At 64.4% G+C, this 13,056-nt stretch carries 11 protein-coding genes; 3 read left to right on the top strand and 8 right to left on the bottom strand.

Annotated features, from left to right (window positions below):
- Positions 1 to 2: 2 nt before the first annotated feature.
- The 4 genes from tsaB to QRM57_RS10360 all read right to left on the bottom strand — a co-directional run bounded on the left by tsaB (position 3) and on the right by QRM57_RS10360 (position 3,669).
- Positions 3 to 674 (bottom strand): tRNA (adenosine(37)-N6)-threonylcarbamoyltransferase complex dimerization subunit type 1 TsaB, encoded by a 672-nt coding sequence (gene tsaB / locus QRM57_RS10375; RefSeq protein ID WP_257371233.1) that lies wholly within the window; start codon positions 672 to 674, stop codon positions 3 to 5.
- Positions 674 to 1,258, bottom strand: coding sequence for a tRNA (adenosine(37)-N6)-threonylcarbamoyltransferase complex ATPase subunit type 1 TsaE (gene tsaE, locus QRM57_RS10370; RefSeq protein ID WP_284986501.1), 585 nt, complete (start codon positions 1,256 to 1,258; stop codon positions 674 to 676). Before tsaE ends, tsaB begins: the two co-directional genes overlap by 1 nt.
- On the bottom strand, positions 1,255 to 2,505 hold the full coding sequence (gene alr / locus QRM57_RS10365) for an alanine racemase (protein ID WP_284986500.1): 1,251 nt from the start codon (positions 2,503 to 2,505) through the stop codon (positions 1,255 to 1,257). Before alr ends, tsaE begins: the two co-directional genes overlap by 4 nt.
- Before the next feature lie 69 nt (positions 2,506 to 2,574).
- Positions 2,575 to 3,669: a carbohydrate kinase family protein gene (locus QRM57_RS10360; protein ID WP_257371237.1), complete on the bottom strand. Its 1,095-nt coding sequence runs from the start codon at positions 3,667 to 3,669 to the stop codon at positions 2,575 to 2,577.
- Positions 3,670 to 3,715: 46 nt separating this feature from the next.
- On the opposite strand from QRM57_RS10360, the gene QRM57_RS10355 reads away from it, so the two are divergent.
- Positions 3,716 to 5,095 (top strand): 6-phospho-beta-glucosidase, encoded by a 1,380-nt coding sequence (locus QRM57_RS10355; protein WP_284986499.1) that lies wholly within the window; start codon positions 3,716 to 3,718, stop codon positions 5,093 to 5,095.
- Here QRM57_RS10355 and QRM57_RS10350 read toward each other — a convergent pair.
- Positions 5,092 to 5,610: a GNAT family N-acetyltransferase gene (locus tag QRM57_RS10350; RefSeq protein WP_284986612.1), complete on the bottom strand. Its 519-nt coding sequence runs from the start codon at positions 5,608 to 5,610 to the stop codon at positions 5,092 to 5,094. The genes QRM57_RS10355 and QRM57_RS10350 overlap by 4 nt on opposite strands.
- 111 nt (positions 5,611 to 5,721) lie before the next feature.
- Between QRM57_RS10350 and mshA the strand changes: the two genes are divergently transcribed.
- Both mshA and QRM57_RS10340 read left to right on the top strand, forming a co-directional pair.
- A complete protein-coding gene (gene mshA / locus QRM57_RS10345; protein ID WP_284986498.1) occupies positions 5,722 to 6,966 on the top strand; it encodes a D-inositol-3-phosphate glycosyltransferase in 1,245 nt (414 codons plus the stop codon).
- 100 nt (positions 6,967 to 7,066) lie between these two features.
- On the top strand, positions 7,067 to 8,755 hold the full coding sequence (locus QRM57_RS10340) for a formate--tetrahydrofolate ligase (RefSeq protein ID WP_284986497.1): 1,689 nt from the start codon (positions 7,067 to 7,069) through the stop codon (positions 8,753 to 8,755).
- Between the two features lie 89 nt (positions 8,756 to 8,844).
- On the opposite strand, the gene QRM57_RS10335 is transcribed toward QRM57_RS10340, so the two are convergent.
- The 3 genes from QRM57_RS10335 to treZ form a co-directional block, all read right to left on the bottom strand.
- Positions 8,845 to 9,930: an inositol-3-phosphate synthase gene (locus QRM57_RS10335; RefSeq protein WP_257371243.1), complete on the bottom strand. Its 1,086-nt coding sequence runs from the start codon at positions 9,928 to 9,930 to the stop codon at positions 8,845 to 8,847.
- A 167-nt stretch (positions 9,931 to 10,097) separates the two neighbouring features.
- Positions 10,098 to 11,135, bottom strand: coding sequence for an L-glyceraldehyde 3-phosphate reductase (gene mgrA / locus QRM57_RS10330; protein WP_284986496.1), 1,038 nt, complete (start codon positions 11,133 to 11,135; stop codon positions 10,098 to 10,100).
- A gap of 95 nt (positions 11,136 to 11,230) precedes the next feature.
- Positions 11,231 to 13,003: a malto-oligosyltrehalose trehalohydrolase gene (gene treZ / locus QRM57_RS10325; RefSeq protein ID WP_284986611.1), complete on the bottom strand. Its 1,773-nt coding sequence runs from the start codon at positions 13,001 to 13,003 to the stop codon at positions 11,231 to 11,233.
- Positions 13,004 to 13,056: the final 53 nt, after the last annotated feature.

Below are 13,056 nucleotides of genomic sequence, written 5' to 3'. Positions count from 1 at the left end.
GGTCACAGCGCACGCTTCCGGGGGCCCGGGACCTGGGCGTCCGATTCCCGCAAATAGAGGGGCGTTGAGTCGAGGAGCGCCTGTCCCGCGGCGAGCCGGGCCAAGGCGAACTGACCCAGGGATGCCGCATTGGGTTGTGTTCCGGCGAAGTCCGGGTCCGCGCTGAGGACGTCCGCGTACAGACCTGCGCCTGCCCCAAAAACGGGCAAGTCCGGCAGCTCAGAAGCGAAACCCACATGCGGGCCATCCACGAGTTCCGGGAGCCGGCCATCGGACACGGTGTACCGGGCCCAATAGACCTCTTTGCGCCGGGCATCGGTAGCCACCAGGAACTCGGAAGCCGACACCGTGGATTCCGCAACTTCCAGGGCAATCGCGTCCAGGCTCATCAGTCCGTGCAGCGGCTTGTTCCACACGAATGCGAGGGTGCGGGCCGTGGCAATACCGGAACGCAGCCCGGTGAAAGGACCAGGACCTACCCCGGTGACGATCGCATCGATGTCAGCTCCGGTAACACCCGCCCCCGCCAAGAGCTTCTCAATGCCCGGTGCAAGGACCTCGGCGTGGCTCCGGGTGTCCTCGGTGGCGAAGGAATCCACCACGCCTTCCATGGCGTCATCGGAGATCAGGGCCGCGCTGGCAACAGCTGAGGTGTCAATGGCCAGGATCAACATCAGTTGCCTCCTTCTTCGGCAGGACGGGATCCCGTTTCGTCCAGCAGGCGGGGTGCTTCGGCCCAGCGGGGACCAAAGCCCCGGAACACAATGGTGCGGGGCTCGTCGTCGTCCTCGGTATCAAAATCCAGGACGCTGCCGGTCTCTGCGGCACTGTTGCCGCCCACGGACCTGTGCAAATCGACTTCCAGGCGGCTCTCGGAGAGATGCTCCACCCGGTCCCTGCCCCACTCCACCACTGTCACAGCGGAGTCCATGGTGTTCTCGAGATCGATATCGTCCACCTCCGCGGCCGAGTCGAGCCTGTACGCATCCACGTGGACCAGATCCGGGCCACCGGGCCTGGGACCATCAGGGAGGTTCGGGTGGATCCGGACCAGGACGAAAGTGGGCGAGATGATTCCGGCGCGGACGCCCAGCCCTTCCCCGAGTCCTTGGGTAAACGTGGTTTTGCCCGCACCCAGTTCCCCGGTCAGCACCAGGAGGTCCCCCGCTTCAAGCACCCCACCGAGGGCCGCCGCGAGAGCGTGGGTCTGGTCCGCCGTCGTTACCGTGACTGTGCGTTCCCACTGGGATTGGTTCACAGCGCCGCCGTTTCGGCGTCGACGGCACCGGCAGGCGCCGCTGGACCGGTGGCGAGCTCGTTGACGTAGCTGCGCGGAACCCGGGAACTGATGCGGGTGACAATCTCGTAGTTGTTGGTGCTTGCTGCGGCTGCCCAATCATCCGCAGTCGGACCACCGTCGGCACCGTCACCGAACATGACAGCTTCCGCGCCCTTGAGGGCATTGGCGGCCTCGACTGTCATGGGGCCAAGATCGATCACCATCTGGTCCATGGCAATCCTGCCCACCACGGGGTAGTTGGTACCGTTGACGCGCACAGGGCCGCCAGTGGCAATCCGCGGGACACCGTCGGCGTAGCCCAGCGGCACCAGGCCCAGCGTGCTCTCCCCGGTGGTGTGGTAGTTCAGCCCGTAGGAAACTCCCTGGCCTTCGGGGACCTTCTTGCAATTGGACAGCAGCGTGCGGACCGTCATTGCCGGATGCAATCCAAGGTCAGCGGACGTGGCGCCCTCGAACGGCGAGAGCCCGTACACGCCAAGACCCACACGGACAAGGTCGAAATGCGAGTCGGGGCGGGACAGCGTGGCGGGCGTGTTGGCGATGTGGCGCACCTCGGTGTCCACGCCTGCGTCCTCGGCCATGGCGATGGCCTCACGGAAGACAGTGAGTTGCTCGTCGGTTTCAGGACGGTGCGGTTCGTCGGCCACGGCGAGGTGCGAGAAAATACCCACAACGCGCAGAAGCCCCTGGTCCTGGTAGTCCATTGCCTGGCCCACCAACTGGTCCCAGTCCTCGATGGTGCAGCCGTTGCGGCCAAGCCCGGTGTCCACCTTCAGGTGCACCCGCGCCGGCCGTTCCTGTTCCCGGGCAGCAGCTACCACTGCGTCGAGTTCCCAACCGGAAATTCCGACGTCGACGCCGGCGGCGACTGCCGCTTGGAAGTTGCTTTCGCGGGTGTGCAGCCAAGCCAGCAGCGGCGCATCCACCCCGGCAGCGCGCAAGGCGAGCGCCTCGGAAATGTGCGCCACACCGAGCCAGGCCGCTCCGGCGTCGAGGGCGGCGCGGGCCACTTGGACGGCACCGTGGCCGTAGGCGTCAGCCTTGACCACCGCCATAACGGAGGCCGGCGAGGCGATCGCGACGAACTGGCGGACATTGTGCCGCACAGCGTCGAGATCGATCACAGCCGAACGTTCCAGCAGGGCCGACCTTGTTATGGAGGCCTTGGATCCGATCCCGATATCTGCTGCTGCTTCGTAAGTCACCCTAGAGATTCTAGTGGTGCCAGTGAATTCGGGTTAACTGCGGTGGGCCGCGGACGGTGGCCGCGCGCGTTACTGGGCGTCGGACAAGTGGGCGATGGTGGCGCGTGCCCGCCGCTGCGCCTCCGCCGGGATGTCTTTGACGATCGGTTCCAGGAACGCGAAACGACGGACCCACTGGCTGGATTGACGCTCCTTGCGCGCGTTTGCCCGGTGCCACCAGTCGGCGATGTCACCCCATCCGGGCGCAGCCAAGGATCCTCCGACTTCCTGGACTGCCAGCGAGGCACAGAGGTTCGCAAAGCGCAGCCTGTCCCCCAGAGTCCATCCCGCAAGGCAGCCCACAATGAAGGCCGCTCCAAAGCAATCCCCGGCACCCGTAGGGTCGGACGCGGAGACCGGCAGGGACGGAACCCACTCCTCTTCGCCGGTTTCCGAATCCACTGCCACAGCCCCCTGGGGACCAAGGGTTACCACTGCGACGGGCACCCGGTCGGCCAGCGAGTACAGGGCAGCCCACGGGTCTGCTTTGCCGGTGAACGCCATCGCTTCGGGCGCGTTGGGCAGGAAGGCATGGAAGTTCCCGAGTTGTTCGAGCCGACGCTCGGACCATTTGCCGGTGGGGTCCCACCCCACGACGCCGAAGAGTTTGGTTCCCGCTGTCTTCGCGGCCATCATCCACGGCTCCAGTTCCTCACCCAGGTCCGCGACGGCGGCGAGCGCCTTGGGTGGCTGCCCCATCAGTTCGGAGGCACTGATGGGAGCCGGGTGGCCGTGGGTCACCATGGACCTGTCCTGGTTCACGCACATGGACACCGTGACCGGAGAGTGCCAGCCTGGAATCCTCCTGGACAGGGACAGGTCCACGTGTTCCTGGCTCTCCAATATCTGCCAGTTGTAGTCGCCGTAGCCGTCGTCCCCGAACGTTGCTGCCAGATTGGTCCGCAGTCCCAGCCTTGCGGCGGCGATGGCCTGGTTGGCCACGCCGCCCGGGCAGCTTCCCATGCCTTCGCTCCAGACTTCCGTGCCGGGTTCAGGTGCGTGCGGCAAGCCCGTGAAAATAATGTCCTGGAACACCGTGCCGGTCAGGAGGAGGTCGCATTGGTGATCGCCGTCAGACCTGACTGCGGCAAGAGGATCGTAACGTCGCTGGGGCATAGCGTCCATGCACGGCACACTACGCTGCACCCTCCGGGCTGCATAGACTCGGACCATGCGGCTCATGATCGCCGGTGGCGGCGGATTCCGGGTTCCCCTTGTGTACCGGGCTTTGTGCGCGGGCCCCTTCGCGGGGTTGGTGGACTCACTGGTGCTTTACGACGTCGACGCGTTGCGGGTTGCGGCCATTGAGGCTGTGCTCCGCGATATGCCTACCGCGGCAGGTTCCCGGCCCGACGTCGTGGTTTCGACGGACCTGGCACAGGCCCTTGAAGGTACGGATGTGGTGTTCGCGGCGATGCGCCCCGGCGGAACGGCGGGGCGCATTAAAGACGAGCGCGTCGCCCTGGACTTGGGCCTGTTGGGACAGGAGACAACCGGGGCGGGTGGGATTTCCTATGCGCTGCGCTCCATTCCCCGGATGCTTGAACTGGCAGAGGCTATGCGTCGCCACTGCCCGGATGCGTGGCTGATCAATTTCACCAACCCCGCCGGGATGGTCACCGAGGCGCTGCGTTCAGTGCTGAGCGGGCGGGTGATCGGGATCTGCGATTCCGCCGGCGGACTGGTGCAGCGGGCGGCCCGCGCCGCAGGGGCGCCGCTGAAGGACGGAATGCTCGACGGCGTGGGCTACTTTGGGCTGAACCACCTCGGCTGGCTATACCGGCTGGCTCCGGGTGGGACTGACCTGCTGCCCGGCCTGCTCGAGGACGAGAGGGCCCTTGGGTCCATGGAAGAGGGTCGGCTGTTCGGCCGCAAGCTCCTGAAGAGGCTCGGCTGCCTTCCCAACGAATACCTTTACTACTACTACCAAACCGCGCAGGCAACTGACGCCATCAGGGCCCAACAGGAAACCCGGGGCACCTCCATCCACCAGCAGCAACGCTCGCTGTACCCGGCGTTGGTGGACTCTGACCACGCCTATGCGCTGTGGGATGCCGCTCGACGGTCCCGGGAGGAAGGCTATTTGGCCGAAGCCCGCACCCACGGCGAACAACGGGATGAGGAAGACCTGGCCGGTGGCGGCTACGAGCGGGTGGCGTTGGCCCTCATGAAAGCCCTTTTCGGGGGCGGGAGGACCCAGTTGATCCTGAACGTTCCCAACTCTCCGGTGTCTGCCGCCGGTGGCCCGGCCACAGCGGATGGTGCGGTGCCCGGCCTTCCCGGGGACGCCGTCGTCGAGGTTCCCTGCGAGATAACGCCCGACGGCGCCCTGCCGCTTGCGCAGGAGCGTCCCGGCAGGCAGTTCCTCACTTTGATGAAACGCGTCAAGGAGGTGGAGAAACTGACCATTCGTGCTGTCAGGGAGGGCGACCGGGAATCCGCCGTACGGGCCTTCGCCGCGCATCCGCTGGTGGGTTCGGCGTCGCTGGGGAAGGAACTGTTGGATCGGTACGAGCAGGCTTTCCCCGAACTGCGCAGGCTGTGGTCCTAGAGTTTCCGGTACATCACGTGCAGTCCGACGTACCCGATCTCAGGATGGTTGAACGCTTCAGGCACGGTGGCGAGGATGGTGAATCCCATGGATTGCCAGAGCCAGACCGCGCGGACGTTGCTCTCCACCACGGCGTTGTACTGCATGGCGTAGAAGCCGGCTGCCTTGGCTTCCGCCAAGGAGTACGCACACAGGGCCCGGGCAATGCCCTTGCCGGAGTGCTTGGCCCCCACCATGTACCCGGCGTTGGCCACGTGGCTGCCACCACCGCCCTGGTTCGCATGGAATTCGCCGGTTCCCAGCACCTCGCCGCTTCCCCGGTCGACGGCCACGAAGGTCTGTCCCGGAGCCTCCTTGAACCACTTGGCCCGCGCTGTCTCTTCCGTGGTGTCACGGTCCCAGGTGAACGTTTCACCGTCTCGGATCACGGGTTCCAGCACGGCCCAGATGCCGGGCCAGTCCGCGGTTGTTGCTTGTCGAATGTCGAAAGTCTTTTCGTCGGTCACAGCGGCCACGGTAGCAGCGTTGTCCACATAGCGGGTTTGCTTCGGCCAGGCGATGCCCGGCAGGAGTAGTGTTTTCTGCAGGGCAAACAGCCTTTGCCCCGTCTTGTCAGGAGGAACGCCATGCCATTGATTCGTCGCGTGGCATTCCTGTCCTTGCACACCTCCCCCATGGAGCAACCGGGTGCCGGGGACGCCGGCGGAATGAACGTCTACGTGCGGGCCCTCGCCATGGCATTGGCTGAGACCGGCGTGGAAGTGGAAATCTTCACGCGCTCCACCAAGGCCAACCAGCCCGCCGTCGAGCATCCCGGGCCCGGCGTCTGCGTCCACAACGTCATGGCCGGACCCCGCAGGAAGATTCCCAAAGAAGAGCTGCCGGAGCTCCTCCACCAGATGGTGGGCGAGATAGACCGGATCCGCCATGAACAACTGCACGGCCGCTACGATGCCATCCACTCCCACTACTGGGTTTCGGGGGTGGCAGGGCTGGAACTGTCGGAGCTTTGGGGCGTTCCCATGGTTCACACCATGCACACCATGGCCAAGGTCAAGAACCTGGTGCTGCAGTCCGGCGAGCGCCCCGAACCCCGTCGACGGGAAGAAGGCGAGCAAAAGATCGTCGACGGCGCAGGCCGCCTGGTCGCCAACACCCCCGCAGAGGCCGAGGAACTCGTCTCCCACTACGGGGCGGACCGCGACCGCATCGACATTGCACCGCCCGGGGTCGACCTGAACGTCTTCACACCGTCCTTCCGCAAGAAATCCCGCGCCCTCCGGGGAGTGCGCCCGGACAGTTTCCATATCCTCTTCGCGGGCCGGATCCAGCGGCTCAAAGGTCCGCAGGTGTTCGTAAAAGCCGCCGGAATCCTGCGTCGGCGCCGGCCCGACATCGACCTCGAAATGACCATCCTGGGATCCCTCAGCGGATCGAAGGACTTCAACCTCACGCAGATCATCCACGACGCCGGGCTCGACGACGTCGTCACCCACCGGCCGCCGGTCGTGGCTCCCGAGTTGGCCAGCTGGTTCCGCTCCGCCGATGTCGTGGTCATGCCCTCCTTCAGCGAGTCGTTCGGCCTGGTCGCCTTGGAAGCACAGGCGTGTGGCACACCCGTCGTTGCCACCAACGTCGGTGGCCTCTCCCGCGCCATTTCCGACGGCCGCACCGGACTCCTGGTGGATGGGCACGACCCCTCGGACTGGGCGGACGCCCTGGAAGACCTCTACGACGATGTCCAGACCCGCGAAGGCATGGGACGGCTTGCTGCCACCCATGCCGAGTCATTCGGGTGGCAGCGAACAGCCGCGATCACCCTGGAGAGCTACCGGGAAGCAGTCAGCGGTTTGTTGGTCCCCAGGCGCTGAGTCCTCGCCTGTCTGGCTCAACGGTGCTGGTAGATTGTCGCGCACAGCGCAAGTACGCCCGGCCCGCAGCACCCTGTATGGCCACAGCCAAAGGACAACGATGTCTGAACAAAAGGTCTTGAGTGACCTCGAGATTGCCCACAACGCCACCATGCTGCCCATTGAGCAGATCGCCGAACGGGCAGGAATCGCGGTGGACGCCCTGGAGCTGTACGGGCCCTACAAGGCCAAGATCAATCCAGCCAAGCTCCGGCTCCCCCAAGGCAAGAAACCAGGCAAGGTGGTCCTCGTATCAGCGATGTCACCCACCCCTGCGGGCGAAGGCAAATCAACCACCACCGTGGGGCTGGCCGATTCCCTCGCCCGCGCAGGGAACAACGTGATGATCGCCTTGCGAGAGCCCTCCCTTGGTCCGATCCTGGGGATGAAAGGCGGAGCCACGGGAGGGGGCTACTCCCAAGTCCTGCCCATGGACGACATCAACCTGCATTTCACCGGAGATTTCCATGCCGTGACGTCTGCCAACAACGCCCTCATGGCATTGGTGGACAACCACATCTTCCAAGGAAACGCCCTGGGCATCGACCCGCGCCGGATGACCTTCAAACGGGTGCTGGACATGAACGACCGCGCACTGAGGGAGGTGGTCATCGGACTTGGCGGACCAGCCCAGGGGGTACCCCGGCAAGATGGCTTCGACATCACCGTCGCCTCCGAAATCATGGCCGTGTTCTGCCTTTCCACGGATCTGGACGACCTACGGAGCAGGCTCGGTCGGATCACTTTCGGCTACACCTTCGACCGGGCCCCGGTGACCGTCGCCGACCTCGGCGTCGAGGGAGCCCTCACCATGCTGCTCAAGGACGCGATCAAGCCGAACCTCGTCCAAACCATCGCAGGCACCCCCGCGCTGGTTCACGGCGGCCCGTTCGCCAACATAGCCCATGGCTGCAATTCGTTGATTGCAACCCGCACGGCCATGGAGCTCGCCGATATCGTCGTCACCGAGGCGGGCTTCGGAGCAGACCTCGGCGCCGAAAAGTACATGGACATTAAGGCTCGCATCGCAGATGTGGCGCCGTCCGCCGTCGTAGTCGTTGCCACCATCCGCGCGCTGAAGATGCAGGGCGGGGTTCCCAAGGACCAGCTCGACCAGCCCAATGTCGAGGCCGTCGCGGCCGGCGTGGAGAACCTGAAGCGGCACGTCGGCAACGTGGCAAAGTTCGGCATCGCCCCCGTGGTCTCCATCAATAAGTTCGCCACCGACACCCCGGAAGAACTGGAATGGCTTCTGGCCTGGTGCGCAGCGGAGGGCGTAGACGCGGCAGTCGCCGATGTTTGGGGGCGCGGCGGCGGAGGAGACGGCGGGGATGAGCTCGCCACGAAGGTAGCCGCCGCACTGGCCCGGCCCTCGGACTTCCACCACTTGTACCCGTTGGAGCTCTCCGTGGAAGAAAAAATCCAGACCATCGTCCAGGAAATCTACGGGGCAGATGGCGTGGACTTCTCCGTACCGGCGCTCAAACGACTCGCCGAGATCGAGAAGAACGGCTGGTCGGGATTGCCCGTCTGCATGGCCAAGACGCAGTACTCCTTCACGGACGACGCCTCCAGGCTGGGCGCGCCCAAGGGTTTCAAAGTGCACGTACGTGATCTCATCCCCAAGACCGGGGCGGGATTCATTGTTGCCCTGACCGGTGCGGTGATGACCATGCCCGGCCTTCCCAAGGAACCGGCCGCCATGCGCATGGACGTCGACTCCGAGGGCAACCCCACGGGCCTCTTCTAGCCCGCCCCCAAAAAATCCACCCGCCGCACGACAAACGCCCCCGCACCCAGGTGTTGTTCACCGGGGTGCGGGGGCGCTTGTTGAGGGCTTTAGCGCTCGATGTCGCCGCGAATGAAGGCTTCCACCTTGTCGCGGGCGAGGTCGTCGTTGAACTGCTCCGGCGGGGACTTCATGAAGTAGCTGGAAGCGGAGAGCAGCGGGCCGCCGATGCCGCGGTCCAAGCCGATCTTGGCGGCACGGATGGCGTCGATGATCACGCCGGCCGAGTTCGGGGAGTCCCATACTTCAAGCTTGTACTCCAGGGAGACAGGTGCGTCGCCGAAGTTGCGGCCCTCGAGGCGGACGAACGCCCATTTGCGGTCGTCGAGCCAGGCAACGTAGTCGGACGGTCCAATGTGGACGTCGTCGGCGTGCAACTCAGCCTCGACGTTGGAGGTCACGGCCTGGGTCTTGGAGATCTTCTTGGACTCGAGGCGGTCGCGCTCCAGCATGTTCTTGAAGTCCATGTTGCCACCGACGTTCAGCTGGTACGTCCGGTCCAGGGTGACGCCGCGGTCTTCGAACAACTTGGCCATGACGCGGTGCGTGATGGTGGCGCCGATCTGGCTCTTGATGTCGTCGCCAACAATCGGAACACCGGCCTCGGTGAACTTGTCGGCCCACTCCTTGGTGCCGGCTATGAAGACGGGCAGGGCGTTGACGAATGCGACGCCGGCGTCGATGGCGCACTGGGCGTAGAACTTGGCGGCCTGTTCCGAACCCACGGGCAGGTAGCACACCATGACGTCAACCTTGGCTTCACGGAGCGCTGCGACGATGTCCACGGCCTCTTCGGGGGCTTCGACGATGGTCTCGCGGTAGTACTTGCCCAAGCCGTCCAGGGTGTGGCCGCGCTGAACGGTGACACCGGTGGCCGGGACGTCGGCGATCTTGATGGTGTTGTTTTCGCTGGCACCGATGGCGTCGGCCAGGTCCAGTCCAACCTTCTTGCTATCGACATCGAAAGCAGCGACGAACTGGACGTCATTGACGTGGTACTGACCGAACTCAACGTGCATCAGACCCGGGATCGTGGCCTTCGGGTCAGCGTCGCGGTAGTACTGGACACCTTGGACCAGCGATGCAGCGCAGTTTCCTACACCAACAATGGCAACACGAATCGGATGTGAAGACACGGAACTCCTTTGAGAAATAACCTCAGGTGCCAGGCGGGTCCCTGAGTATGTCCAGGGCGCGGCTAATTGGCACGGCGCCATTCGGCGCACACTTGCATTCTAACCAACACAGCAGGGACCGGTTTTGTTCCTTACCGGCCCCTGCTGTTTGTGTCAGTTCCTGCTGGCTACTTCTGCGCCCAAAGGTTGATGTCGGATTCCACCGCGAATTCGTCGATCGCCGTCAGCTCGTCCTTGCTGAACTCCAGGTTGTTGATAGCGCTAAGGGTGTCCTCGAGCTGCGCGACGCTGGACGCCCCGACGAGCGCAGAGGTAACGGGCGAGCCCTTCGGCTGCTCGCGCAGGATCCACGCAATCGCCATCTGGGCCAGGGTTTGCCCACGTCCTTCGGCTATCGCCTTGAGTCCGCGCACACGGTCCAGTTTTTCTTCCGTCAACGCGGACTCGGAGAGGAACCTTTCCTTGGCCGCGCGGGAATCCGCCGGGACACCGTTGAGGTACCGGTCGGTCAGCATCCCCTGGGCGAGGGGCGAGAACGCGATGGAACCTGCTCCCACTTGATCCAGTGCCTCATAGAGGTTGGGTGAGCCATTCTCCGTCCAGCGGTTGAGCATGGAATAGCTGGGCTGGTGAATGAGCAGCGGCGTACCGAGTTCCTTCAGGATCCGGGCGGCCTCGATGGTCTGCTCCGGAGTGTAGGAGGAGATGCCGGCGTAGAGGGCCTTGCCGGAGCGTACTGCGTAGTCCAGCGCCCCCATGGTCTCTTCCAGCGGGGTCTCAGGATCGGGGCGGTGGCTGTAGAAGATGTCCACGTAGTCCAGGCCCATCCGCTCCAGCGACTGGTCAAGGCTGGAGATCAGGTTCTTGCGGGAGCCCCACTCACCATAAGGTCCGGGCCACATGTAGTAACCGGCCTTGGTAGAGATGATGAGTTCGTCCCGGTACGGCTTAAGGTCGTCTTTGAGGTGGCGCCCGAAGTTCGTCTCGGCGGACCCGTCCGGTGGCCCGTAGTTGTTGGCGAGGTCAAAGTGGGTGACCCCCAGGTCGAACGCCCGGCGCAGGATGGCGCGCTGTTCGTCGAACCGCTTGTCGTCGCCGAAGTTGTGCCATAGGCCCAGCGAGATGGCGGGAAGCTTCAGTCCGCTGCGTCCGACACGGCGGTAGGGCATGGTTTCGTAGCGGTTCTCCGCAGCCGAATAAGTCATACGTTCCATCCTGCCACTGCACCTGGCAAGGGTGACGGCGCGTCCGCTATGTGGGCGCCGTCACCCTCGGCTCAGGTCAGTTGAGTCAGGCGGGGTCAGTTGATACGTACGACGACGGCGCTACCGCCAGGAAGCGTCAACGTCCCGTCGTCCAGGGCTGCTTCGTGGTCGGTGGCCAGCAGCACGGAGCCGTCCAGGGGTGTCGCGAGTGCCTCGTCCCCGAAGTTGCAGACAACCCGTACCTCGCCGCGGGACATCTGCAGCCAGCGTTCGTCGTCGTCGAACTCAACCGAGGTATCCCCAAATCCGCCGTCCGCCAGTTCCGGGGTGTTATGGCGCAGCTGTGCCAAATCCTTGTACAGCTGCAGAAGGCGGGCGTGGTCTCCCTCTTCTGCTTCCTCCCACTTGAGCTTGGAGCGCTGGAACGTTTCTGGGTCCTGGGGGTCGGGAACTACCGCCGGGTCCCATCCCATGCGTTCAAACTCCTTGATCCGGCCTTCGGCTGTGGCCTTGCCCAGTTCCGGTTCCGGATGCGAGGTGAAGAACTGCCAGGGAGTGGACGCGCCATATTCCTCACCCATGAACAGCATGGGCGTGAAGGGGGACGTCATGGTCAGCACGGCACCGATGGCCAGTTTCCCGAAGGAGAGCGAGGCGGTGAGCCGGTCGCCGATTGCACGGTTCCCGATTTGGTCGTGGTTCTGCAGGCAAACCACCAGTGCTGACGGGTGTGCCAGGTCATGCCGGATGGGTCGGCCGTGGTGCCGCCCGCGGAAGCTGGAGTAGCTGCCATCGTGCAGGAAGCCATGTTCCAGGACCTTGGCCAGCACAGCCAGGGAGTCGAAATCCGAGTAGTAACCGGTGGTCTCGCCGCTGAGGTTGACGTGCACCGCGTGGTGGAAGTCGTCGCTCCACTGGCCCTCCAGGCCGTATCCGTTGTCCTGGCGCGGGTAGATGAGGCGCGGGTTGTTGAGGTCCGATTCGGCGATCAGTGTCTTGGGAATACCCGTCTCGGCTTCGATCCGGTCCGCCAACGCCCCAAAGTCCTCCAGGATGTGGACGGCCCGTTCGTCGCGCAGGGCATGAACAGCATCCAGGCGCAGCCCGTCCACGTGGTAATCGCGGAGCCACATTTCTGCGTTCTCCAGGATGTAGCGGCGGACATCGTCCGAGCCGGGGCCATCCAGGTTCACGGAGTCACCCCAGGTGTTGCCCTCCCCCGATTTCAGGTACGGGCCATACTTGGGCAAATAGTTTCCACTTGGTCCAAGGTGGTTGTAGACAACGTCCTGGATGACGCCCAAACCTGCTGCGTGGGCAGCGTCGACGAACCGCTGGTATGCCACGGGTCCGCCGTATGGTTCGTGCACGGCGTACCAAAGGACGCCGTCGTAACCCCAGTTGTGGACACCGTTGAAGCCGTTGACCGGCAGCAACTCGATGAAATCCACGCCAAGGTCCACAAGGTAGTCCAGTTTCCCGGCGGCCGCATCCAGCGTCCCTTCCGGGGTGAAGGTGCCCAGGTGCAGCTCGTAAATGACCGAGCCCTTCAGTGCCTTGCCCTTCCATTCGGCATCCTGCCATTGGTGGACGTCGGGATCGAAGATCGCCGACAGGCCGTGGACGCCATCAGGTTGTCGACGGGAACGGGGGTCCGGGAAAGGACCTTCCCCGTCCACGAGGTAACCGTAGGAGTCACCGTCCGCTCCCCGTGCCACCGCGTCAGCCGGGGCGCGCCACCAACCGGTGGCCGCGCCGTCGTGCTGTTGTTCCATGGCGTACTCTTGACTGCCTGCGACCAGCCGCACCGAACCAGCGTTCGGCGCCCAGACGTCATAGCGGTTTTTCCCAGCAGCGTGCTCCAGCATCATGCTCCCTTTAGGTGTTCAAGCGTGCATTGCAGTGACGACGTTGGTCGTTC

Origin of the sequence: Arthrobacter sp. fls2-241-R2A-172 (assembly GCF_030208885.1) — a bacterium.
Classification (GTDB): Bacteria; Actinomycetota; Actinomycetes; order Actinomycetales; family Micrococcaceae; genus Arthrobacter.
This window is presented reverse-complemented; position numbering and strand designations above follow the sequence as displayed.